Below are 24,604 nucleotides of genomic sequence, written 5' to 3'. Positions count from 1 at the left end.
TCATTTATTAACGGAGCCTCTATGAACGAGCCAACCAAACCACTGGCCGGTATAAAAGTACTCGATATTTCCCGCGTACTGGCCGGGCCTTGGTGCGGACAAATGCTCGCGGATATGGGGGCAGATGTGATTAAGGTAGAGCGCCCCGGTAGCGGCGATGACACCCGCCACTGGGGCCCTCCTTGGCTGGCGGGCAGCGAAGAGTCGGCGTACTACCTGTGCGCTAACCGAGGTAAACGCTCGCTGACGGTCGATATGGCCAAGCCCGAAGGCCAGGCAGTGATCAAGCAGCTAGTCGCTAACTCTGACGTGCTGATAGAGAACTTTAAAGTTGGCGGCCTGAAACGCTACGGGCTGGATTACGCCAGCTTAAAGGCGCTCAACCCTAGGTTGATCTACTGTTCGATTACCGGTTTCGGCCAGGAGAGCCCTTACGCTCACCGCGCCGGTTATGACTTTATGATCCAAGCCATGGGCGGGATCATGAGCCTAACTGGCAAGCCCGACAGTGAACCCGGCGGTGGCCCGGTAAAAAGTGGCGTCGCCTTTACCGATATATTCACCGGGTTATATGCCGCTAATGCAATTTTAGCGGCGCTTTATCAGCGCCGTGATAGCGGCGAGGGTTGCCATATCGATATGGCATTAATGGATGTGCAGGTAGGCGTACTCGCCAATCAGGCACTCAATTACCTCACCTCCGGCAATGTGCCCCAGCGATTGGGTAACGCTCACCCCAACATCGTGCCTTATCAGGCGTTTGCCACCCAGGATGGCCATATGATTATGGCTGTCGGCAACGACGAGCAGTTCAAGCGTTTTTGCGCGGTGCTGTCACTACCGGCTTTGGCGGAAGATCCACGCTTTGCCACCAATGGAGCCAGGGTAAACAATCGTGCTCTACTCGTTCCGCAGCTGGAAGCGGCGTTGGCCCAGCGCAGCACTGATGAATGGCTAGCCGCTTTTGAAGCCGTAGGCGTTCCCTGCGGGCCGATCAATACGCTGGATCGGGTGTTCGACGACCCCCATGTGAAAGCCCGCGGACTTAAGCAGACCCTGCCCCACGACCAAGCAGGTCAGGTGGATCTGGTCGCTAACCCTATCCGTTTTAACGGTGCCCAAATGAGCGCCACTACGGCGCCGCCCCACTTAGGCCAACATACGGAAAGCGTGCTGGAAGAACTTGGTATTAGCTTGGAGCAGCGCACTGCGCTTCGCGCAGCAGGCATCATTTAATAGCACTAATGGTTTATACACTTCCCTCTTATAGGCGCCTACTTGGCGCCTTTTTTTAAGCCAAAAGAACCGACCAATATTGCAAGCCAAGAAGCAGGCACCTGGCTAATGCTTCGCAACCCATGGTTGTACAAAAGCTATACAAAACGTATATTAAGACCTAAAGTTAAGAGCGTTGAATGCTTCAACATAGGCTATAGGCATTAATCTATCTAATGTTATGGCATTAACAGCGCCATCCAACACCCATCCCTCAGGAGCAGCTATGAGCCAGTGCGCACGCGTCAATGGCAGTTGCAAACGCTGTGAAGGCGACTTGCCCTTTGAGTTCACCATGGCCTTTCAGCCAATCGTGGATCTATCGCTGGCCCAAATCGTCACCTATGAAGCACTGGTTCGTGGGCCGTGCGGTGAATCCGCTTGGAGCGTCATTTCGCAAGTGACTGATGAGCTCCTCTACCGTTTTGATCAGGCCTGCCGGGTAAAAGCAATCGAAATGGCCAGCGCACTGGATATGCAAACCGACCTTTCGATCAACTTTCTGCCCAACGCCGTTTATGAGCCCGAAGCCTGCATCCAGGCAACGTTAGCGGTATCAAAACGGGTGGGTTGGCCAACTCATCGGCTAATTTTTGAAATCACCGAAACCGAGCGCGTCCGCGACCGGCAGCACCTGTGCAATATCATCGATGCTTACCGCTCCATGGGCTTTAAAACGGCGCTGGATGATTTTGGTAATGGGTACGCCAATTTGGACTTATTGACCGATTTGACACCTGACAAGCTCAAAATCGACCGTGAGCTGGTGATGAATTGCGATAATGATCTTCGCCGCCAAGCGTTGTTAAACGCGATTATCCTGCTTGCCCAAGAGCTCGATATGACTCTTATCGCCGAAGGTGTCGAGACTCGTGCCGAAGCCTTATGGCTCGCCCGCGCGGGGATTGTTCATCAGCAGGGTTTCTACTACGCAAAACCGGCGATTAACACTTTGTGCACCAATATTGTTCCGCTATTAGTGGGGTTAAAAAATGAAGTAGATAGCAGCTCAGGAGCGGTGTATGAAAGAGATTAGTCTCGACAGACTCTACCAGTTATTTAACCGCTCAAAGCGCAATACCGAAAACGTTATCAAAGCGGCACCGATTGGAATCTGTATTACAACCCCTTCGGGTCACTTTGAAATGGTCAATCCAGCTTACTGTGAATTTTATGGCTACCGGCAGGAAGAGCTTTTAGGCCAGCACCTTACCCACGTAGTGCCCGAAGAGAACCATGCGATTTTATCAGCGCTGCATACTGAGTTTATGCAGGGCAACGAGGATCAAGAGCTGCGCCAAGAGTGGGATGTGGTTCTCAAAAACGGCGGAAGACGCACCATCATCGCCGAAGCTGCGCGTATTGAGGCTGACGACGGCGAACCGCGTAAAGTCACTTTCATAATCGACATTACCCAGCGCAAACAGCTAGAAGAGCGGCTCAAGCAGGCTAATGAGCGCTTGGATCATTTGGCTCACCACGATGAGCTAACGGAGCTGCTCAACCGTCGTGCCGGTTTGCAGCGCCTGGATGAAGAGATCAAGCGCTGCGAGCGGTATGGAACACCTTTCAGCATCGCGATCTATGACCTGGATGACTTCAAAGCGATCAACGATACCTATGGGCACAGCGCGGGCGATAGCGTTTTACAACAGATCACCTCCTTAGTGAGTGCTGTACTGCGCGATACCGATTTGCACATACGATTGGGCGGTGAAGAGTTTTTAATCATTATGCCAGGCGTAAATTCTGAAGAAGCCTACCAAGGCATGGAACGCATTCGTGAAAGCGTCGCGCAACAAACGTTTACTAAGCACCAATTAACGGTGACGCTCTCATCGGGGATTGCCAGCTACGTTGAAGCCTCGGGCAAACGGCTACTTGATCGTGCTGATAAAGCTATGTACCAAGCTAAACAGACGGGGCGTAATCGTGTTGTCATTGCCTCGTCATTCATGTAAGCAACGCTTTTAAACTTCACAATCAGGCCCCTATCAGGCACCCCTATTAAGCACTATGCTAAAAGATCAATCCTCATCAATTAGGAAGTAAGCCATGAGCAGCAATGCCGAACTAAACGAGCTAAAACATAAATACGTCGCTGCTGGCGCTGCAAGCCCCGCAACGGCGTTCGCCGACCACGCTGAAAACGCTGAAATCTGGGACGCGGACGGCAACCGCTTTATCGACTTCGCAGGCGGCATTGGCGTACTCAACGTAGGTCACCGTCACCCCAAAGTGGTCGCAGCGGTAAAAGCCCAGCTCGATAAGCTGATGCATACCTGCCAAACGGTCATGCCTTATGAAGGCTACGTGAAAGTCGCGGAAAAACTCAGTCACATCGTGCCCGTTCGTGGCCATGCCAAAGTCATGCTGGCCAACTCGGGTGCGGAAGCGCTGGAAAATGCGGTCAAGATCGCCCGCGCCGCCACTGGCCGTTCTAACGTTATCTGCTTCGATGGCGGCTACCACGGCCGTACCTTCTTCACCATGGCCATGAACGGCAAGGTGGCGCCTTACCAGAGCGACTTCGGCCCCATGCCGGGCACCGTTTTCCGTGCGCCCTACCCGGTGCCTTACCACGGCGTTAGCGAAGACGAAGCCATTCGCGGCCTGAAAATGACGCTGAAAACCGATGCCAACCCCAAAGATACCGCGGCCATCGTGCTCGAACCGGTGCTTGGCGAAGGCGGTTTCTACCCGGCCTCTACCAGCTTCCTGACCAAGGTTCGCGAAATCTGCGATGAGCACGGCATGCTGATGATAGTCGATGAAGTGCAGTCAGGCTTTGGCCGTACCGGCAAAATGTTTGCCATCGAGCATAGCGGCGTTGAGCCGGACATTATGACCATGGCCAAGAGTATGGCCGACGGCATGCCGATCTCCGCCATTGTAGGTACTGACAAGGTGATGGATGCTTCAGGCCCTAACTCATTGGGCGGCACCTACACCGGCAGCCCTACCGCCTGTGCGGCCGCGTTGGCGGTCATGGAAGTGTTTGAAGAAGAGAGCATCCTGGAGAAGAGCCAGGCTTTGGGCGACAAGTTGGCCAAGCGCTTCAACGTTTGGGCAGATAAGTTTGATTGCATCGACCACGTGCGCAACATGGGCGCCATGGCTGCCTTTGAACTGGTGTCGAACAAAGCCGATCACACGCCTAACCCAGAACTAGCGGCCGCGCTATGCAAGAAAGCCCGCGAAGAGGGTTTGATCCTTCTTTCCTGCGGCATGTACGGCAACACCATCCGCTTCCTAATGCCCGTCACCATTCAAGATGACGTGCTCAATGAAGGCCTGGATATTATTGAGTCCTGCCTGGATTCGCTGGTGTAATTAAGCGTTAGTCAGCAAGAACCAAACCGCCGCCCAAATTTGGGGCGGCGTTTTTACTTGTGTGGATACCTAACCTGCTTATTCCGCCATAAAGCGAGGCAGCCACAAGGCAATATCCGGCCATAAGCTGATGATCAAGGCCGCCACGCACATCAGCAGGAAGAAAGGTAGCGCTGCCAGGGCCACCCGGCTGATGCTTTCCCCCGTCAGGCTTTGCAGCACAAACAGGTTGAATCCGACTGGAGGCGTTATCTGGCCAAGCTCGATCATGATGATCAGGAAGATGCCAAACCAGATGGGATCGAACCCCGCCAGCAGTACGATCGGCAGCGTAATCGGCAGGCTCATCACGGTGATCGAAATACCGTCCAGGAAAAGCCCCAGCACCACATAGAAAACCGCCAGCGCCAGCAACAACGACATCGGGGTAAAGTTTTGCGCGGCGATCCACTCCGCAAGCTCCCGGGGCAGGAGCAGGTAGCCCATCGCCGTGGAGAGCAACGTGGCGGTAATCAACAGGCTGCACACCATGATACTGGTGATTAACGTGCCTCTGAACGCCTCGATAAACAGCCGCGCCGAAAGCTGGCGCTCGACGCCAAGCAGCACCAGCGTTGCGGCCACGCCCACCGCCGCCGCCTCTGAGGGTGTGGCAATACCGCTATAGATAGAGCCAATCACGATGCTGATCAACACCAGCACGGGCAGCAGAAGCAGAATGGATTGCCCTACGCTCTGGTCAGTCGCCGCCTGTTTGGGTGCCAACGACGGCGACAAATAGGTCCTCGCGCCGATATACACGCTATACAGCAGCGCAATTAACAGGCCCGGCACTMCCCCCGCCATGAACAGCTGGCTAATAGAGACTTCCGCCTGAACGCCATAGACGATCATCACGATCGAAGGCGGAATCAACAGCCCCAGGCTACCGGCGCCCGCCAGCGAACCGATCGATAGGTTGCGATCGTACCCCCTCGTTTTCAGCTCCTGGGTGGTGATTTTGCCAATCGTCGCGGTCGTCGCCGCGCTGGAGCCGCTCACCGCCGCAAACAGCGTACAGCCAAGCACGTTGGTGTGGAGAATGCCGCCCGGCAAATGGCGGGTGATCGGCACCAGCCCTTTGAAAAGCCGCTCGGAAATATTGGAGCGAAAAATCAGCTCGCCCATCAATATAAACAGCGGGATAGCCGATAACTCCCAGCTATTACTGGCACGATAGAGAATTCGCGAAAAAATCAGACCGATACGATCAGCACCGAAGTCGCCAAACAGCCAAAGCGAGCCAATGGACACGGCCAGCATGGATGCAAAAATCCAGGTGCCCATCGACAAAAAGAACAACAGCAGTACGCCGACCCCGACGGCCGACCAAAAAATATCCATAACGCCTTTCCTATTAGTCGCTGCTTCAATTGACGCTAGACGAGTAGCCTGAACGCAGAGCCATTATTTTTAGGGCTCTGACTAACAGCGTGATGGAAATTAACCACATGCCCACGAGGATGGCGCTCTCCGGCAGCCAAATAGGCGTCTCTGCCATGGTTTCACTGACGGTGCCGCGGCTGTAGCTACGCAGAACATTCTGAAACCAGAAGGTCGAGAGCCACACAAAGCAGCCTGCCGTTACCAAGCTGCTGAATAGCTCCAGCGGCCAGCGCCTGGTTTCAGGAAAGCGTTCCAGAAGCAGAGAGACACGGATCAGCCCGCCCTTCTCCAGCACATAAGGCAGGCCTAAAAATGACATCGTAGCCACGGCATAACCGATATACTCATCGAGGATAAATGTCGAGTGGCCAAACAGCCTCAGCGCTATCTCTAACAGGATATGGCCGAGCATATAAATAATGAGCAGCACGGCAATGACAGCACCGACCCTATTGAGCAGTTGAGAGATACGCTCAAGGATGTTGAGCGCCCTCATTCAGCGCCTCGGAACTCGCTCAGGATTGACTCGCCGTCATCACCGGTATTCTCCAGCCAGCTCTCGACCACGCCACTGGCGGCTTCTTTGAGAGGCGTCAGCAGCTCGTCCGAAACGGGATCACTGATCACGACGTCGTGCTCACCCAGCGTCTGGTAATTCTCTTCGGTACGCGTTTCAACCGCTCCCCAGTTATGTTGGTCGGTCTGGCTGGCCGCTTCCATGACCGCATCCTGTTGAGCGTCGGTAAGCGATTCGAACGCATCGCGATTCATGTGCACCATGTTAAGAGGAATGGCGTACTGAACCCCGGCAAAGTAATTCTGGTGCTCCCAAAAGCTGGCATTGGCCCCCGCTTCGGCGGACGTTAACACCGCCTCGATACCGCCGGTGGCCAGTTGGGGTACCACATCGGCCCAGGACAGGCTGACCGGCGAGGCACCTACATTTCTAAATGTCTCGGTACCGTTACGGTCAAAGGTGCGAATCTTCAGGCTCTCAAGATCGTCCTGGCTCGCGACCTCGTCTTCCGACCAGATACCGCTCGGCGGCCAGGGCGAGGCATACAGCAGCACCTGGTTATTATCGGCGAACACCTCTTCGTAATAGGGTTTCGCTATGTCATAAAGTCGCCGCGCATCGGCAACGTCGTCGACAATAAAGGGGAGCGAAGAGAGTAGAAATAGCGAATCGATGCCGCTCATGGTGCCCGAGAGGGTATCAGCTATCTCGACGGCGCCATCGGCCACGCCATAAAAATGATCACCGGAATTAAAGCCGAGCGAGCCCCCCGTATGCAGCGTGATATCAATATCGCCATCGGTTAATTCGGCAAGCTTATCAATAAAATAGGCATCGCCCTGAGCATGAATGGAGGAAGCATTATACTCATTGGAGAAGTCCATACTGACCGACTGGGAATGCGCATAGCCACTGACGAGTAGCGCCCCTAGCGCTATCGAGAGCTTTTTACCCGCATGAGGGAATTTGTTATTTAAATCAGCAGGATGGAACATTCTTTTAACCCCTATTTTGATTGGTATAGGGATTAAACTACAGTCATTTGGGAACCATTTATGTCCCATAGCGACGCGAACGGACCAGACAACGACACGCCGACCAGTGGGCGGCGTTGCCTATGCTGCGTGATTAGCGTGGCCGACGATCGCCTTCGAGGAAGTTAGCCGTGAAGACCGCTTTGCCGTGGGTTTCGAACGACCACTTCATCACCTCGCTCAGTCCCGCCATGACCGCATCGAACTCGCCAAATACCTGGGTGCTCATGCGATTCGGGTGTACTTCCAACCCTGTCGCCTCAAGGCGTTTCACCACCTCTTTGACCACCGGCTTGAAGTCATCGGCCAACGGGTAATAGCTAAGCTGTACGGAAAGATACATAACGCCTCCTTACGCTGTGTTTTGGGGCTGACGGACGCTGGATAAACGCTGCCAGGCAGCCAAAATAGCGGCACGGGTCTCGTCCGGATGCTCCATCGGGAACATATGCGTACCGGGGACTTCACTCACCGATAGCCCTCTACGCTTCAAGCGTTTTATACGTGAAGCGGTCAATAGGTGGGACTCTTTGCCCGCCACCAGTTCTAACGGCACGCCCAAACGCTGCGGCAGGCGCGAGAGGTGATCCGGCAGGTGGCGGAAAATTTCCACCTCAATACCAGGATCAAAGGTCAGTTCTGCACTGCCATCGTTTAGCAAACGCGTCCCTGCTTCAATGTAGTCGTTGAGCGCCTCCGGGGTAAAGCGACGAAACAGCCCCCGGCGACCCAGCGAGCTTGCCATCGCTTCGCGACTCGGCCACACGGTGCGCCGCCCCAAGGTTTTTCCAGCAGGAGTAACCCGATCCACAAAGCCAAACCGCTTGGCGGCTTTCATTGCCCAGGCGTCCTTCCCCAGCATCAAAGGGGGATCAAGCATAATCACCCCGCAGAAGCGCTCGGGCTGCTTATCCGCGGCCATGGCCATTAGCGTGCCACCCAAAGAGTGCCCCACGCCCAGAAGCGGCGTATCCGTCTCGGGTAGATAGCTCAGCAGCTCATCCACCAAGTTGCCCCAGTTATGATTAACGGGGTAGTCAGGGTGGTGACCCAGGCGATCCAGAGGGTGCAGATCAAAGGTCTCTGCCAGTGGGTTCAGCAGGCTGCGATAGCTTAAGCCCGGAAAACCATTGGCATGGGCAAACACTAAACGGGGACGTTGGGCAGCATTAGCAGACATGGCAAGGCTCGCGCGTTAAAAAAGGCAGGAAGACGGCTAATGTGAAACATGGTTATTTATGCCGCCTATCATACATCTGTTTTAACGCGCTACTGCATGAGCGTCAATCGACAAAAGGATTAACAGGCTAATTAAAACAACGACAGCTGATGCTCCTGGCTGTTGTCCGCCAGCCGATACCCCACGCCAAGCAGACGCACGGGGCGCTCGCCGCGTGCCCAGCCAACGTTAAGCAGGCTTTCAAACTGTTCAAGGTTAGGCGCGGGGTCGGCGTGTTCGACGGTGGTTTGAGTAAAGTCGTTGAACTTCACTTTTACGATTAGCCCGCGCACCGCCAGTGGCGGGTCAAGCCGTGCATAGCGGCGCTCTAAATCTTCGATCAGCGCGGGGAGCTCTTGGCGGCAGGCATTAAGAGAGGGTAAATCCTGAGAGTAGGTCTGCTCGGTACTAATCGATTTGCGCTCCCGGTGGGTTTTCACTGGGCGCTCGTCCCGCCCCCAGCTTAGCTCATGCAGCCGCCGTCCAAAACGGCCAAAGTGCTCGACCAGGTCGGTTAGCGTGCGGGTACGCAGGTCAGCGCAGGTGTGAATATCCAGCCCCGCCAGTTTCTCGGCCGTGCGCGGTCCTACCCCGTGGATTTTCTTGACCGGCAACTGTTGTACGAAGCTATCGACCTTATCCGGCGTAATCACGCACAGGCCGTCGGGTTTGTTCCAGTCGCTGGCAATTTTGGCCAGAAACTTGTTGGGCGCTACGCCCGCCGAAACGGTGATCCCCACTTCGCGGCTGACCCGTTCACGGATCGCTTCAGCCATTAGCGTCGCGCTGCCGTGATGCTGGGTGACCTCCGAGACATCCAGAAAGGCCTCATCCAGGGAGAGCGGTTCGATCAGTTCAGTCACATCGCGATAAATGGCGAAGACCTGGCGGGCAACTTCTTTGTATTTGGCCATCTCACCGCGGATCACGGTGAGATGCGGGCAGCGCTTGAGTGCCTGAGCCATCGGCATGGCCGAGTGAATGCCAAATTCGCGGGCGGGATAGTTGCAGGTGGCGACCACCCCGCGCTGCTCGACGCTGCCGCCAATCGCAATCGGTATATCCCGCAGCGCGGGATTATCGCGCATTTCCACTGCTGCATAAAAGCAGTCACAGTCGCAGTGAATGATTTTGCGCACCGGCTAGCCTTCCAACTGTAAAAAAACACAGTCTAGCATAGGCGTTATGTGCCACAGAAGGTTCTTAGCACCTGCTCATTTTCCGTGGCGGGCGCCGCTAAACGGCGCGCTTCAACAGATTCATCGAACGGCTTAGTCACCACTGCCAATAAGGTGTGGAAAGGCGCAAAATCACCGTCGTAAGCGGCATCAATGACCTCTTGAACCCGGTGGTTACGGGGAATAATGACCGGGTTGGCGCTTCGCATGGCCGCAAAACGCTCACTATCTTGGCTGGCTATCTGCGCTTGCTGCCAGGTATCCAGCCACGCGGTCAACTCGCCAGGCTGAGTCGTCAGCGCCAGCAGTGCCTCACGGCTCTCATCACTCGGCGAGGCAGTGTATTGCGTGAGCGCGTCAAAGGTGGCGGTCATGTCCATCCGCCCCTGGTGCATCTGGCTTTCGAGGCCTTCCATTAGCGCTTCGGCTTGGGGGCTTTCCGCCGCTAAACCGAGCTTATCGGCATGCAGGCGGACTTGCTCGGCGCTGAACAGTGATTCAAAGCGCCGGATGGCGTCAGTGGCCTGCTCCACGACCGCGTCGCCCTCTTCCCGCATCAACGGCAGCAGCGTTTCGGCAAAGCGGGCCAGATTCCACTGAGCAATCGCTGGCTGGTTGGCAAAGGCGTAGCGTCGGCCTTGATCGATGGAACTGTACACCTTCTGCGGATCGAACTGCTCCATAAAGGCGCAGGGGCCGTAATCGATGGTTTCGCCGGCGATGCTGCAGTTATCGGTATTCATCACGCCGTGAATAAAGCCGACGCTGATCCAGCGGGCAATCAGCACCGCCTGACGAGCGACCACCGCTTCCAGCAGCGCCATATAGGGATCTTCTGCGTTGGCGGCATCCGGGTAGTGGCGCGCAATCACATGATCCGCCAGGGCTTTGAGCAATGCTTCATCCCGCTGTGCAGCGGCAAACTGAAAGGTGCCCACGCGAATATGGCTACTCGCCACGCGGGTAAAGACGGCGCCAGGCTCAGCCATTTGCCGGACCACTCGCTCGCCGCTCGCCACGGCCGCAAGGGCACGGGTGGTGGGAATCCCCATGGCGGCCATGAACTCGCTGACCAGGTACTCACGCAGCACCGGCCCTAACGGCGAACGACCATCGCCACCACGGGAAAACGGTGTGCGGCCGCTGCCTTTTAGCTGCACATCGCGGCGAACGCCATTCTGATCGATCACTTCGCCCAGCAACAGCGCACGGCCATCGCCCAGTTGCGGCACAAAGTTGCCGAACTGATGCCCGGCGTAACCTAAGGCGCCCGGCTTGGCATCCGGCATGGGCTGGTTGCCGCTAAACCAATCGGCAAGCGTTGTTGAGTCAGGTATCTCTTTGGCCCCCAGTTCATGGGCAAGCGGCGCATTGAACGCAATCAGCTCCGGGCTGGCCACAGGCGTTGCTTGGGTGGCGACCCAGAGGGGTTCAGGCAAGGTGGAATAGAGATGTTCGAATGGCAGCACGATAGGCTCCGCTATTGATGGCGATATCTACCTAATACCCTAGCACTTTAGTCAAGTAAACGCCGCTGCAAACAGCTCACAGCCTGCTCGAGCACCGGCGTCAACGGCGCCCGCCACTGGTAGGTTAACAGCGCATCCGCACGGGTCACGCCGAGCGATAGCGATGCTAGCGGCATGCCCCGCTCATGGGCGGCGCGGCAGAAACGGTAGCCGGAAAACACCATCAATGAGGTGCCCACTGCCAGCACCGCATTCGACTCGGCCAGCGCCACCTGCGCTGCCAGCCGCCGTTCGGCGGGCACCACATCGCCGTAGAACACCACATCGGGCTTCAGGATGCCGCTGCAGCGTGGGCAGTCGAAAATGCGAAAGGTGCTGAAGTCGGTTTCCAGGTCGGCATCGCCATCCGGAGCGTGCCCCGCCTGCAAACCAGTAAAGCTCGGATTCATGCGCGCCATTTCGGCATGCATGGCGTGGCGCATCATTTGGTAGTCGCACACCATGCACTTCACCATGTCCGCCCGGCCATGGAGGTCGATCACCCGGCGGGAACCGGCGCGCTGATGTAAGCGGTCAACGTTTTGAGTCACCAACTGCTGGATATAACCCTGTGACTCCAGCGCGGCCAACGCACGGTGTGCGCCGCTGGCTTGGGCTTCGCGCATGGCGCTAAAACCGATCAGCGCGCGGGCCCAGTAGCGCTGGCGAACGTGATGAGAACTCATAAAATCGCCATGCTGCACTGGGGGTGGCCGCTTCCACTGGCCATCCGCGTCACGATAGTCCGGAATGCCACTGTCGGTACTCACACCGGCACCGGTAATCACCCACAGTTTGGGGTGCCGCTGAATAAAATCAGCCAGTTCCTCGCCCGCCTGGGCAACGCTTTCTGCAATTTCCACGGCCTGCGTCAATCGTTCACCTCTAGGCAATGTGGCTCAAACTCAACGATACTGTATAGCAACAGCGGGCCATGCAACGCGCCCTTTAACGGTTATTGTGCACCCAGGAGATACTCTTATGCAGCACGATCATGACATTATTATTGTCGGTGGCGGCATGGTGGGCGCCGCCCTGGCGGCCCGCGTGGGTCATGCGGGCTTCTCCGTAGGGCTGGTGGAGCACGGCGATTCCCCTACTCCCCCTAGCGGTGACTATGACCTGCGTATTTCCTCGCTGAATGCGCGCTCGTTAGCGTTCGTTAAGGCCAGCGGCACGACGTTACCTGAGGAGCGTTGCTGCCCTTTTCGGCATATCGATGTCTCCAACCAGGACGGCACCGGCCATTCGCTGTTTTCCGCTCAGGATAGTGGCATGGATGACTTCGGCATCTTTATCGAAAACCGCACGTTGCAGTACGCGCTATGGCAACGGCTAGAACAACTGCCCAGCGTCACCTGCTACACCCAAAGCGCGCCGTTAAGCACGATCACCTCAAGCACTGGCCGTCTGCTGGAGCTGGATAATGGCAAAACTCTAAGCGCCCGTTTGATCGTCGGCGCCGACGGCGCGCAATCGACCCTACGTGAGCTAGCGGGGATCAACGTTAGTAGCCACGACTACCATCAGCGGGCGATGATCATTAACGTGGAAACCGAGCTGCCCCAGCAGGATGTCAGTTGGCAGGTTTTCACCCCCACGGGCCCCATCGCCATGCTGCCATTGCCCGGCCATCGCGCTTCCTTGGTGTGGTACGACACAGATAACACCACCCAAGCCCGCGAACAGCTGGACGATGAGGCACTTAAAGCAGCCATCGAAATGGCCTTCCCTAAACGCCTGGGCAACCTCATCCGCATCGTCGCCCGGGCCAGCTTCCCCATCAAGCGCCAACATGCCCACCGCTATATCGGAAAGCGCCTGGCACTCATTGGCGACGCGGCCCATGTGGTGCACCCGCTGGCAGGCCAGGGGTTAAATATCGGCCTGCACGACGCCGACACCCTTGCCGAGATCATTATCCAGGGCCGCGACCCCGGCGACTATGTCAACCTACTCCGCTTTGAGTGCCAGCGCCGCGCGGCCAACCAAGCGATGATCGCCGCCACCGACAGCTTTCACCACCTGTTTACCGGCGCCAAGCCGCTGCGCCAACTAGGCGATCTAAGCCTGCAAATAGCCGAGCGCTTCCCGTTCGCCAAACGCATGATGATGCAGCAAGCTAATGGGCTGAATCCGTTTAAGATGTGGTAACACCAGCGGTGGTGGAAACACTCACAATGATGAGAGGCTGGCTTCTTTCAAAGAGCCAGCACTATTTTCATGAAGAGCAAGTAGCAGGTACTTTTATCGTAAAAAAATCTACGACCTAATGGAACTTCAGGCTTTTACTGAGAGGTTTCGGAGGGCTGGCAAACCAACCCCAGTTGACTGAAACCCACCATCCACGGCAATGACTTGCCCGGTAACATAACCACTTTTCTCAGAGCAAAGAAATACAATCATCTCAGCAATTTCTCGCTCACTGCCGTAGCGATTTAAGGGAATAGCGTCATGATAAGCAGCGCGAATTTCAGGAGTGTGGACAGCCAGCGCAAGCTTGGTATCTACTGGACCTGGCGCCACACAATTAGCCCTGATGCCATGTTCGCCTAGCTCGGCTGCCTGTTGTTGAGTCAAATGAATGACGGCCGCTTTGGAAGTACCATAAGCCACACGCAATGTACTGGCCCTTAGACCCGAGATAGAGGCAATATTAACAATCGCACCTTTGGCCGCCTTGAGCAGAGGTAATAGTGACTGCGTAGTAAGAAAAATACCATCCAGATTAGTCGCCATAACCCGTCGCCATATTTCGTAAGTGGTTTCTTCTAACGGGCGAAAATCGGCAACACCGGCATTATTGACCAATGCATCAACTCGTCCGTATTGATTCTCCACCTCTTGCGCTAAATGAGCGATATCATCTGGCTCCGATATGTCATATACCCACGCATAGGCGTTTTCCAGCTTAGCGGCAACCTTCTCAAGTTCTGGTGCATCACGGTCAACCATAAGCACTTCATAACCCTGTTCCAAAAAGAGCTGAGTCGTTGCCAGTCCAATACCACGTGCAGCACCTGTTACTACTGCAATACGCTTTGTTGTTATCATCACTATAGCCTTAGTAAAAGTTAGTTAACGAAATATTTCTATGAGCATTAAAGAAAGGGTTGGGAAAGCGGCAACGATTACGAGCCCTAGCAAGCAGGTAAATACAAAAGGTAGTGCTCCTTTTGCTACGCTCTCAATTGATAATTTGGTCACATTGGCAGCCACATAAAGATTAATTCCTACCGGCGGTGTAATCAGGCCTATCGAAAGGTTGATCATTAACAGCACGCCAAACCATATAGGATCCCACCCCATTTCATGGACAACCGGCATAAAAATTGGCAAAGAAATGAACATGACGGTGACCGCATCCATGAACATCCCCACAATAAGCAAGATCAACATTATTACTAGTAGAATGACCCACTCGTTACTGCTAAGACCAAGTAGCAGTCCAGAGTAGGTTCCGACAAGGTCATCAACGGTCACCACCCAACCGAACAAACTGGCATACGCAACTACCAACATAACAACAGATGATGATGCAGCTGCATCGCTTAGCGCCTCATATAACTTTTTTAAGGTTAATGTGCGGTAAGCAAGTCCACCCACAAACAACGCATAGACGGTAGCCACCAGCGCTGCTTCTGTTGGTGTAAAGGCCCCAGAGTATATTCCGCCCAAAATAACGACAGGCGTTAGTAGCCCCCAAAAAGAGTCACGAAATGTGCTCCAAAGTCTTTTTTTATAAGAGAGGTTCGTATCAACAAGGTCACCCATGGTTGCCAGGCACAGCTCATCAACCTTGCCAGTCTTAGCGCCTTTATCACGTCCTAGCGGCAGGGTTAATATCATGATGCCCCCCATCAATAGGCCAGGAATAATGGCCGCAAGAAAAAGCTTGGAAATGGAGGTCTCTGCAATCACTCCATAAATGACCAGTCCTATTGAGGGTGGAATCACTATCGAGAGAGCCGCTCCCGTGCACACTAAACCTGCAGCATAAGCCTTACGATAGCCATCTTCTTCCATCCCTTTAATAATCATGGGGCCAATTGCAGCCACAGATGCAGGCCCCGAACCACTGACGGCACCCCAGAAAAGACAAACCACTGTTCCCACGACCCCCATTCCGCCAGGCAAACCGCCAACGAGAACTCTAAAAAAAAGCACCATGCGTTCGGCAATTCCCAGCACTCCCATCAAGGTACCGGCCAGGATGAAAAATGGGATTGCAAGTAGAGAGAACTTGGTTATCCCGGTAGCAATCAGGTCACCTACCATATCTAGCCCAAAACCCATATGCCACATAGCATAAATAGCAGAGAGACCCAGCGAGAAAGCCACCGGCACACGCAATAGTAAGAGTAGAAAAAACACCAGAATCATCTGAGAACCTGAAGAGAGTGTGGCGAATACCTCAAACATTCGCACCTCCCACGCACTCACTATCACGATTTCGCTGCTCATCCCATAGCCGCTGCAGATAGCGAACTATGATCAGTGCAAAACCGAAAGGAATAGCCACATGATAATACCAAGCAGGCAACCCCAACCCGTAAGAACGCATGCCTGAACTTAGCTGATTCATCAGCACTTCCCATGAAAAGTAAGCAGATAGTGCCAACAATGCGACTGAAAAAAGACCAGACAGCAGAAAAACGATTTTACGTAGGCTGGCCGGTAATAAATCGTAGAAAAGCGAAACGGCTAAGTGTTCTCCCCTTCGCGCCGCGATAGCCGCACCAAAAATAGTCAGAATCAAAAAACCATTTGTCAGTAGCTCTTCTGTAGCAGCCAGAGAATAGTTAGTCCCATAGCGAACAACGACATTGGCAAACCCCAACAGGGTCATGCCCATAAAAAGCACTGCACAGAATATTTTTTCTGCCTCTCGCAGCATAAATTTCATGTTACGGCACCTCTATCAATTGCGGATAAAGCTCCAATAAATTACTTGGAGCGTTATCCAGACCAAGCATGAAACAGCTGGGATCAGTTACCGTTCTCTTCCACCGCATTAACAAAGGCCGACACAATCTCAGGGCCTATTTTCTCAGCCCACAGGTCAAAAGCCGGTACCGTTTCAGCACGAAACGCCGCAATTTCATCCTCTGACAGCTCAGTAATTTGCATGCCTTGTTCGCTCAGAAACTCCAAACCATCAGCGGTACTTTCTCGAGTTACCTCTATCTGGTAGGCCATTGCCTGCTCTGCAGCAAGCTGGATTATCTCTTGAGTCTTTTCGTCGAATCCTTCCCAACGTTGCTTAGATATGCCCAAAAACAGGGGATCATAAGAGTAGTGCCAAGTAGTCAAATAATCCTGCACTTCATAAATTTGCTGAGGGATAATAACAGCCCCAATGGGGTTCTCTTGTGCATCCACCACGCCTTGCTGCAAGGCGGTCATCGTTTCCGTCCACTGCATTTGTTGGGGATTAGCCCCAAGTTCATTCAAGACATCGACATACATGGGGCCTGCAACACGTATATTGAGCCCACGGATATCCTCTGGGGTACGAATAGGTCGTACACTATTGGTTAACTCCCTAAAACCATTCTCCCCCCAAGCCAGCACCACAATTCCCTTCTCTTCCATTATGGCTTCAAGCAACTCAACAGGTTCACCCTGGGTTGTGGCATCAACCTGGTCGTAATTTGCATAGAGATACGGTAGCGAGAAAACCGCCATTTCCGGCACGAGAGGAGTGACATTGATAGCAGACGTGATGAGCAGATCAAGCGCACCACGGCCCACCATCTCAGCTTGGCGCATTTGATCACCGCCCGAAAGCTGTGCATTGGGGAAAACCCGCACATTTAGCTCACCTTCGGAAGCTTCGTCTAATAACTGAGCAAACCGCTCTGCCCCCAAGTGCCACGAAGTGGCATCTCCCGTGTTATGAGAAAGCCGCAATGTCTCAGCAGATGCAGTACTGGCGAGCACCAGTCCAGCAGCGGAAGCAGCCCATACAAGCTTACGAAAACTAAAGTATTTCATTGTGTTGTATTCCTTCTGACGTGCTTGTGCTGTCGCACTTGATTATTATTGATCCACAATATGGAACGCATTTTGTATTAACGACAATAAAAATTTGCCAAAGGCATTTCAAAAAGTCAAATTATCTGCAAAATAAGCTTTACAGGCGAAACAGAAAACAAAAGATGGTTCATAATATGGAACTAAAAGCTTTATCAAATGGAAGCACGACGGCTGGTGCGCAAAGTGTTGATCGTGCGCTCAGTTTATTAAGCCTAATTGCTCGACAAGCAGATAAGGGTAGCTCGCTTACTGATTTAACCAAGTCCTGTGGCTTGAATAAGCCCACGGTGAGGCGCTTACTGCTTGCGTTGATCAATGCAGGGATGGTTGAGCAGTCGCCCGCCAATCAGCATTACCACTTAGGCCCGGAGGCTTACTTACTGGGACAAAGAGCCTCAGAGCTACATAACTTGACGCGCCTCGCTACTCGCAATGTCGCGCGCTTGGCGCTATCAACCGAAGATGCCGCTTGCCTTTCCATTCGCAGAGGCCACCATTCGCTGTGCTTATACCGTGAGGATGGTGCTTACCCCATTCGCACCCATGCCCTGACACAAGGTGCGTACCATCCTTTAGGGGTCGGGGCAGGCTCACTTGCCATGCTGGCGGCTCTTCCTGACCGTGAAATCACCCAAATTTTAGACGCGCAACGCCCCCTCCTCGAACAGCAATACCCTCGGCTAATCCCGAGCCGTATGTTAAGCCTGGTTGACGAAACCCGGTCCCAGGGTTACGCAATTAACCCTGGTTTGGTATTTCCTGACTCCTGGGGCATTGGCATTGCCTTACGCTGGCCCGATGGCGTACTGGCGGGCTCACTCTCTCTGGCCGCGATACAGAGCCGCATGCAGGAACCGAGAAGATCGCAAAACCTTGTGCCGCGATTACAAGAAGAAGCTCTCGCGATTGAAGATCTGTTAGCCGCTGAATTTTTAAGATATCAAACACCCGCAACCCCTTAGCTAGGAGCACATAATGACAAAAGCGCATATCGTCGGCTGGGGCCATTCCCCTTTCGGAAAACTGCCCGAACCCAACACCGAAACCCTTATGCAGGGCGTAATTCAGGAGGCTCTGCTTCACGCTGGAGTTGCCCACGAAGCCATTGATGGCATTTTCGTCGGAGTCTACAACAATGGCTTTTCTGCCCAGGACTTCCAGGCAGCTCTTGTGGCCATGGGCGATGAACGCTTTGCGCACACCCCTGCAACGCGTTACGAAAATGCCTGCGCAACGGGAAGCGCAGCGCTGCATGGCGCACTCGATTTTATTGAATCAGGACGCGGGCGTATTGCATTAGTCGTTGGCGCCGAAAAAATGACGGCGACTCCCACCGCCGACGTGGGCAATATTCTGTTGAGTGCCAGCTACCATCAGGAAGAAGCTCACATCGCAGGAGGCTTTGCGGGCGTGTTCGGCGAAATAGCCACAAGCTACTTTCAGAAGTATGGTGACCGCTCATACGAACTCGCCATGATTGCCGCCAAAAATCATGCCAATGGTGTTGCTAATCCCTGGGCGCAAATGCGCAAGGATATCGGCACCGACTTCTGCGCCACCATTTCAGAGCGCAACCCTACGGTAGCTGGCCCTTTACGGCGTACCGACTGCTCTCTCATATCAGACGGCGCCGCAGCCCTGGTTATTGCGGATGCTGAAACCGCCGCTCAGTTAGAGCGTGCTATTGCTTTTCGAGCGCGCACACAAGCGAATGATCTCATGGCACTTTCCCGACGAGACGTTCTGGCTTTCCGAGGCGCCTCTATCGCCTGGAAACAAGCGTTAGAAGCCTCGGGCCTCAGCCTTTCAGACCTATCTCTCGTAGAAACCCACGACTGCTTCACCATCGCCGAGCTACTGGAGTATGAGGCTATGGGACTAGCCGCCCCCGGCGAAGGCTATCGTGTCATTAGGGAAGGTATTACCCATAAAGATGGCGCCTTACCCGTCAACCCTTCGGGAGGCCTCAAATCCAAAGGCCACCCCATCGGCGCCACCGGCGTTTCCATGCATGTCATGGCTGCCATGCAACTAATGGAAGAGGCAGGCGACATGCAAATACCCAATGCCCACATAGCAGGTGTCTTCAACATGGGTGGGGCTGCGGTGACCAATTATGTCTCTATTTTGGAGCGTATGAAATGAGCCAATCACTAGAGCACGGCGTGACACCGGTCTCAACAAAAGTCATGAATCTGTCTCATTTCCTGACCAATAGCGCACGCCGCCTAGCCAATGAGATCGGCTTTGTATGGGGAACGCGCACCTGGCGCTGGCAGGAAATGGAAGCGCGCTCCATGGCGTTTGCCTACGCACTCGACAAACAGATGGGACTACGCAAAGGCGATCGGTTACTTGTTCAATCCTCCAACTGTCACCAAATGTTTGAAGCGATGTTCGCCTGCTGGAGAATTGGCGCCATTTGGGTGCCCGCCAATTATCGCCAGTCACCGGAAGAAATCGCTTGGTTAGCGGAGTCATCAGGGGCAAAAGGGTTGCTCTGCGGCGCCCAATTTTCTGACCATGCAACCGCCTGCGCCCCAGTCGTCGACTTTACTGTCTCCATTGGACAAAGCAACTTTGCTGATGATTACGACACTCTTGTTGAGCGCTTCATAGGTGAAGAGATTGCAACCTGCGAGGTCAACCGAGATGACCCCGCCTGGTTATTTTTCACCTCTGGGACGACCGGAAAACCCAAGGCCGCTATTTTGACCCACGGGCAAATGGCCTTTGTGGTGACTAACCATTTATGCGACCTGATGCCAGGAACAAACGCTGATGACGCCTCGATTGTGGTAGCACCGCTCTCGCATGGCGCTGGTGTTCATCAACTTGCACAAGTTGCAAGCGGAGTGAAAACGATTCTCCCAGCGGAGGATAAATTCAATCCCGAATCCATATGGGCATTGGTGGAGAAATGGAATGTCACCAACCTGTTTACGGTTCCCACTATTGTCAAAATGCTGATCGAACACCCTAGTGTCGATCAATATAACCATGCATCACTGCGTTATGTGGTCTATGCCGGTGCACCCATGTATCGGGCCGACCAAGTGAAAGCACTGGAAAAACTCGGGCCTGTGTTAGTGCAATATTTCGGGCTTGGTGAGGTGACAGGCAACATTACTGTGCTACCACCTACTTTTCACCATGTTGAGGATCAGCACATGAAAACAGGCAGCTGTGGCTTCACGCGCACAGGCATGCAGGTTCAGATCCAAAACAGTGAAGGCCGTGAAGTTCCTGCCAATGAAACCGGGGAAATCGCCGTGATAGGCCCTGCCGTTTTTGCCGGCTACTTCGACAACCCGGAAGCCAACCGGAAAAGCTTTCGCAACGGCTGGTTCTTAACGGGCGATTTAGGGCATATGGACGAAGAGGGATTTGTTTATTTAACCGGGCGTGTTTCTGATATGTACATATCCGGTGGCTCTAACATCTATCCAAGAGAAATCGAAGAGAAACTACTCACTCACCCCCTCGTTTCAGAAGCGGCCGTATTAGGAGTACCTGACCCCACTTGGGGTGAAGTCGGTATGGCTGTTTGTGTACCTTATCCTGGGAAACAGCTTGATACAGAGTCTTTGAATCAATGGCTTAGCGAGAAAATTTCTCGCTATAAAGTGCCCAAAAACTATGTCGTTTGGGATGAGATGCCTAAAACAGCCTATGGGAAAATAACTAAAAAACTTATTCGAGAGACTCTAGTGGCACGCGGTGAAATAAAGGAGTCGTCATGAGCTTATCACAACTAAAAGATTCACAGATGGGGGCTATCCAGCACCCAGGCCACCCTATAACTCAGAGGCATCAGGCCCAGCTTTGCCACACAACACCCATCCCCCTCCTTTTAAAAGGAGGGCAAAGCTTACACGATGCTATTATCAAAGAGTTAAGCGTACATAATATTACATCGGCTTATATCACCCTTAACAACGCGCAAATGGATACCCTGCGCTACGTGATACCGGGAGACGACCCCAAAGGTGAGCACGCGGCCTGGTATAGCGATACTTTTCACTTAGGTGCACCGGCTCAAATTTTAACGGCAGGCATTCATGTAGGCCGCCGCGAGGGCAAACCTTTCATGCACTGTCACGGAACCTGGAGTGGGGTAAGTGGTAAGGATAAAGGCAAAGAGGAACGTGATCAGGTGGTCGCTGGGCACTTACTCGCGCCTGAATCATACTTAGCCGAGGATATACAGGTCGACTGTATTGCGATAGAGGGCGCATGTCTGGATGTTCATTACGATGAAGAAACTCGGTTTCCGCTATTTTCACCCAGCACGACTTTAAGCAACATCAATAAAAAGAATGCGCTATTACTGACCTTGCGACCAAATCAGGACCTTCAAACCGCGCTTGCTTCTATAGCAAACGATTATCGGGTCGAAACCGCTCAGATACTGGGTATTGGTAGTTTAATCAAGACATGCTTTAACGATGGCAAGCAACTGCTTACCCACGCTAATGAAATATTGATCTTGAATGGGGAATTAAAGGATCACCAAGCGACTATCCAAGCAGTCTCCATCGGCATTGGTGGTGAGCAACACCAAGGGCAATTGGCCCCAGGGAAAAATGCCATCTGCGTCACTTGCGAGCTACTGCTTGTATTTTAGGTTGAAATAAAACCAACTATGCAAAAAGGCAAGCCAATGCCCGTGGCCTAAAACAATCACAACTATCCCTCTCTTAAGGTAAGTCAACCCTATGGCATCTACACGATACGCGCTGTTCACGGCAACGCTCTGTTCCGGCCTTGGCCTCCTTCTGGCTTCTCCCCTGTGGGCCTGGGATGGCGTCGTCGAGAAGCAGACCTTTGAAATGGACAGCTTCACTACCCATGGCGGCGAGACGATCCCCAACGTCACGGTGGGTTGGGAAGCCTACGGCGAGCTCAATGACGCCCGCGATAACGTCATTCTGATCACCCACTTCTTCTCTGGCACCAGTCATGCGGCAGGCCGCTATGAGGTAGATGGGCAGCCGACCGGCTACTGGGATGCCATCATTGGCCCCGGCAAGCCACTCGATACCGATGAGTACTACATCATCTCCTCGGATACGCTGGTTAACCTGAATGCCAATGACCCCAACGTCACCACCACCGGGCCCGCCTCCATCAACCCTGACACCGGCGAGCCCTGGGGCATGGACTTCCCGGTCGTCACCATCCGCGACTTTGTCGAGGTACAGCGCGAGCTACTCGAAGGCCAAGGCATTGAATCACTGCATGCGGTGATGGGTGCCTCAATGGGCGCGCTACAGGCCTTCGAGTGGGCCAGCGCCTATCCTGACCGAGTAGAACGGCTAATCTCAGTGATTGGCGGCGGCGTTGCCGACCCTTGGCTGCTGGCAACCCTAAGCGCCTGGGCCGCGCCGATTCGTTTAGACGCCAACTGGAACGAGGGTAACTACTACAACGGCGAACCGCCTATCGACGGGCTAAAAGAAGCGCTGAAACTGGTGACACTCAACGCCAACCACTGGCAGTGGGCTAACGAAACCTTTAACCGCGATTGGGCCGACGAAGAACGCGACCCAGCCCAGGATATCAACGCCCGCTACGCGATTGAGAAAACGCTGGATGACATCGCCGCCGCCCGTGCGGCCACCTCCGATGCCAACCATCTGCTCTATCTGGTGCGCGCCAACCAAACCTTTATGGCAGGCCACGGCGACTCGCTAGAGGAAGGACTTGCCGCCATCGAAGCACCGACACTGATGCTGTATAGCGAAAACGACCTCGTCTTCGCGCCTGAAGGTGTGCGTCGAACCGCCGAGCTAATTGAGGCAGATGGCACTGAGGTGACGCTTGAAACCCTGGAAGGCGATCGAGGCCATTTGGATGGCGTTGTTTCCATCGACCAAGCTAGCGATACATTGCGGGCGTTTTTGCAGTAAGGGATTGAGCGCTGACTTTGAGTCTTAAACCCAGCGCTGAAGAAGTTGCAATATGAGCCAGCCTTACCAGCCGCATCTCAGGCCAGAGCCTCTAAAACATTAGCGGCTGGCGTTCTCTTCGGCCACCTGACGAAGCGCATCGACAAACACTTCAGCTGGCTGGGCGCCCGAAATCAGGTAGCGCCCGTCGAGGATGAATCCCGGCACGGCAGTGACCCCTGCTTCCATGAATCGCTGTTCTGCCGCTCGAACTTCGTCTGCGTACTGATCAGACCGGGCGATGGACTCAGCAACGTCACCGTCAAGCCCGACCTCAATGGCCTTCTCGCGTAGAACCTCTGGGTCTGAAGGGTTTTTCGCCTCACCAAAGTAGGCATCAAACAGTGCCAATTGCAGGGGCGTCTCTAGGTTCTGCGTTGCAGCCCACGCAAGCACGCGGTGGGCATCGAACGTATTGTTCGCTCGACGCTCCTGGGCACCACGAAAATTTAACCCAAGCTCTTCGGCCACCGCCATAATCTCACGCTGGGACTGCGCCATGCTGGCAGCATCCTTGCCGTATTTGCGGCACAAGTGCTCCAGGATCGGCTCGCCCTCAGGCGGCATGTCAGGGTTGAGTTCAAAGGGCTGCCAGAAGAGCTCAACGTCGATCTCACCATCAAGGGTTTCTAGCGCTTGTTCCAAGCGCCGATAGCCGATCGCGCACCATGGGCAGGCTACATCGGACACTAGGTCAATTCTCAACTTCTGCATGATGGATCTCCTCGTTGGGTTCGGTCATCAGCGCACAAACTGCGCTAAGCCTTGGCTTTTATCAAGCAACACCTAAGCGCAACCCGCCTAGTCGGTTGTGCACTTTTTCCAACCCATTGACGGCGTTGGTAAGCAAAAGCCTCTTACTCACGGCTTAGCATCTTACTGGCTCCGACGCTGGGGGTTGAACTGGTAACGAGGACTAAAGTTCGTCAGCACCAGGTGGGCAGCTCTGTTGATTTGTCAAACGCGGCGATCACGACTTTCCCTGGTTTGTGTTTGAAGATTAAGGAGTCATGGCTTTCAAGAATGTAGCTTGCACCTTATCAAGAGAAAGGCAACCACACCCGATGCAGTCTGTCATCATATCTCTCAGTTCAATTAACTACGTTATCTTCCTGTTTAGCTCGC

The 24,604-nt window shown here is 54.0% G+C and carries 23 protein-coding genes; 10 read left to right on the top strand and 13 right to left on the bottom strand.

Annotated features, from left to right (window positions below):
* The first annotated feature begins 21 nt into the window (after positions 1-21).
* From RO22_RS03385 to gabT, 4 genes are all read left to right on the top strand, one after another.
* The gene (locus tag RO22_RS03385; RefSeq protein ID WP_041157608.1) at positions 22-1,236 is read left to right on the top strand and encodes a CaiB/BaiF CoA transferase family protein; all 1,215 of its coding nucleotides are present in this window, start codon (positions 22-24) and stop codon (positions 1,234-1,236) included.
* A 265-nt stretch (positions 1,237-1,501) separates the two neighbouring features.
* The gene (locus RO22_RS03380; protein ID WP_027957375.1) at positions 1,502-2,311 is read left to right on the top strand and encodes an EAL domain-containing protein; all 810 of its coding nucleotides are present in this window, start codon (positions 1,502-1,504) and stop codon (positions 2,309-2,311) included.
* Positions 2,298-3,236, top strand: a complete 939-nt coding sequence (locus RO22_RS03375; RefSeq protein WP_041157607.1) for a GGDEF domain-containing protein — start codon at positions 2,298-2,300, stop codon at positions 3,234-3,236. Before RO22_RS03380 ends, RO22_RS03375 begins: the two co-directional genes overlap by 14 nt.
* Positions 3,237-3,330: 94 nt before the next feature.
* Entirely contained in the window at positions 3,331-4,608 is a 1,278-nt protein-coding gene (gabT, locus tag RO22_RS03370; RefSeq protein WP_041157606.1) for a 4-aminobutyrate--2-oxoglutarate transaminase, read from the top strand.
* 78 nt (positions 4,609-4,686) lie between these two features.
* Here the strand turns inward: gabT and RO22_RS03365 are convergent, their stop codons facing one another.
* The 8 genes from RO22_RS03365 to RO22_RS03330 all read right to left on the bottom strand — a co-directional run bounded on the left by RO22_RS03365 (position 4,687) and on the right by RO22_RS03330 (position 12,364).
* On the bottom strand, positions 4,687-5,991 hold the full coding sequence (locus RO22_RS03365) for a TRAP transporter large permease (RefSeq protein WP_041157605.1): 1,305 nt from the start codon (positions 5,989-5,991) through the stop codon (positions 4,687-4,689).
* Between the two features lie 25 nt (positions 5,992-6,016).
* Positions 6,017-6,529, bottom strand: coding sequence for a TRAP transporter small permease (locus tag RO22_RS03360; RefSeq protein ID WP_027957378.1), 513 nt, complete (start codon positions 6,527-6,529; stop codon positions 6,017-6,019).
* On the bottom strand, positions 6,526-7,545 hold the full coding sequence (locus RO22_RS03355; protein ID WP_052475500.1) for a TRAP transporter substrate-binding protein: 1,020 nt from the start codon (positions 7,543-7,545) through the stop codon (positions 6,526-6,528). The genes RO22_RS03360 and RO22_RS03355 overlap by 4 nt, the downstream gene beginning before the upstream one ends.
* A 133-nt stretch (positions 7,546-7,678) precedes the next feature.
* A complete protein-coding gene (locus tag RO22_RS03350; protein ID WP_027957380.1) occupies positions 7,679-7,927 on the bottom strand; it encodes a YkoF family thiamine/hydroxymethylpyrimidine-binding protein in 249 nt (82 codons plus the stop codon).
* Between the two features lie 9 nt (positions 7,928-7,936).
* Positions 7,937-8,764, bottom strand: a complete 828-nt coding sequence (locus RO22_RS03345; RefSeq protein WP_022520022.1) for an alpha/beta fold hydrolase — start codon at positions 8,762-8,764, stop codon at positions 7,937-7,939.
* Positions 8,765-8,895: 131 nt separating this feature from the next.
* Positions 8,896-9,942, bottom strand: a complete 1,047-nt coding sequence (gene dinB, locus RO22_RS03340; protein ID WP_041157604.1) for a DNA polymerase IV — start codon at positions 9,940-9,942, stop codon at positions 8,896-8,898.
* 44 nt (positions 9,943-9,986) lie between these two features.
* Positions 9,987-11,450, bottom strand: a complete 1,464-nt coding sequence (locus RO22_RS03335; protein ID WP_200890217.1) for a protein adenylyltransferase SelO — start codon at positions 11,448-11,450, stop codon at positions 9,987-9,989.
* A 47-nt stretch (positions 11,451-11,497) separates the two neighbouring features.
* Positions 11,498-12,364: an NAD-dependent protein deacetylase gene (locus RO22_RS03330; protein ID WP_041157602.1), complete on the bottom strand. Its 867-nt coding sequence runs from the start codon at positions 12,362-12,364 to the stop codon at positions 11,498-11,500.
* A gap of 106 nt (positions 12,365-12,470) precedes the next feature.
* Here RO22_RS03330 and RO22_RS03325 point away from each other — a divergent pair, with 106 nt between their 5' ends.
* The gene (locus RO22_RS03325) at positions 12,471-13,643 is read left to right on the top strand and encodes a UbiH/UbiF/VisC/COQ6 family ubiquinone biosynthesis hydroxylase (protein WP_041157601.1); all 1,173 of its coding nucleotides are present in this window, start codon (positions 12,471-12,473) and stop codon (positions 13,641-13,643) included.
* 126 nt (positions 13,644-13,769) lie between these two features.
* Here the strand turns inward: RO22_RS03325 and RO22_RS03320 are convergent, their stop codons facing one another.
* From RO22_RS03320 to RO22_RS03305, 4 genes are all read right to left on the bottom strand, one after another.
* Positions 13,770-14,543 (bottom strand): SDR family NAD(P)-dependent oxidoreductase, encoded by a 774-nt coding sequence (locus RO22_RS03320; RefSeq protein ID WP_039858695.1) that lies wholly within the window; start codon positions 14,541-14,543, stop codon positions 13,770-13,772.
* A gap of 24 nt (positions 14,544-14,567) precedes the next feature.
* The gene (locus tag RO22_RS03315) at positions 14,568-15,911 is read right to left on the bottom strand and encodes a TRAP transporter large permease (RefSeq protein WP_041157600.1); all 1,344 of its coding nucleotides are present in this window, start codon (positions 15,909-15,911) and stop codon (positions 14,568-14,570) included.
* A complete protein-coding gene (locus RO22_RS03310; protein ID WP_039858690.1) occupies positions 15,904-16,395 on the bottom strand; it encodes a TRAP transporter small permease in 492 nt (163 codons plus the stop codon). Before RO22_RS03310 ends, RO22_RS03315 begins: the two co-directional genes overlap by 8 nt.
* 83 nt (positions 16,396-16,478) lie before the next feature.
* The gene (locus tag RO22_RS03305; protein ID WP_041157599.1) at positions 16,479-17,486 is read right to left on the bottom strand and encodes a DctP family TRAP transporter solute-binding subunit; all 1,008 of its coding nucleotides are present in this window, start codon (positions 17,484-17,486) and stop codon (positions 16,479-16,481) included.
* 38 nt (positions 17,487-17,524) lie between these two features.
* Here RO22_RS03305 and RO22_RS03300 point away from each other — a divergent pair, with 38 nt between their 5' ends.
* The 5 genes from RO22_RS03300 to RO22_RS03280 all read left to right on the top strand — a co-directional run bounded on the left by RO22_RS03300 (position 17,525) and on the right by RO22_RS03280 (position 23,440).
* Complete coding sequence (locus RO22_RS03300; protein WP_200890215.1) at positions 17,525-18,490, top strand: IclR family transcriptional regulator; 966 nt, start codon at positions 17,525-17,527, stop codon at positions 18,488-18,490.
* 13 nt (positions 18,491-18,503) lie between these two features.
* Positions 18,504-19,673, top strand: a complete 1,170-nt coding sequence (locus RO22_RS03295) for an acetyl-CoA acetyltransferase (protein WP_041157598.1) — start codon at positions 18,504-18,506, stop codon at positions 19,671-19,673.
* A complete protein-coding gene (locus RO22_RS03290) occupies positions 19,670-21,271 on the top strand; it encodes an acyl-CoA synthetase (RefSeq protein WP_009286748.1) in 1,602 nt (533 codons plus the stop codon). Before RO22_RS03295 ends, RO22_RS03290 begins: the two co-directional genes overlap by 4 nt.
* Positions 21,268-22,155: a hypothetical protein gene (locus tag RO22_RS23775; protein WP_052475499.1), complete on the top strand. Its 888-nt coding sequence runs from the start codon at positions 21,268-21,270 to the stop codon at positions 22,153-22,155. Before RO22_RS03290 ends, RO22_RS23775 begins: the two co-directional genes overlap by 4 nt.
* A gap of 91 nt (positions 22,156-22,246) precedes the next feature.
* A complete protein-coding gene (locus tag RO22_RS03280) occupies positions 22,247-23,440 on the top strand; it encodes an E22 family MetX-like putative esterase (RefSeq protein ID WP_041157597.1) in 1,194 nt (397 codons plus the stop codon).
* Positions 23,441-23,539: 99 nt separating this feature from the next.
* Here RO22_RS03280 and RO22_RS03275 read toward each other — a convergent pair whose 3' ends face one another.
* A complete protein-coding gene (locus RO22_RS03275) occupies positions 23,540-24,193 on the bottom strand; it encodes a DsbA family oxidoreductase (protein WP_041157596.1) in 654 nt (217 codons plus the stop codon).
* Positions 24,194-24,604: the final 411 nt, after the last annotated feature.

This window comes from Halomonas sp. KHS3, from assembly GCF_000830495.1.
Taxonomy (GTDB): domain Bacteria; phylum Pseudomonadota; class Gammaproteobacteria; order Pseudomonadales; family Halomonadaceae; genus Vreelandella; species Vreelandella titanicae.
Note: the sequence above shows the minus strand (reverse complement) of the source record. Positions and strands in the feature narration are given on the sequence as shown.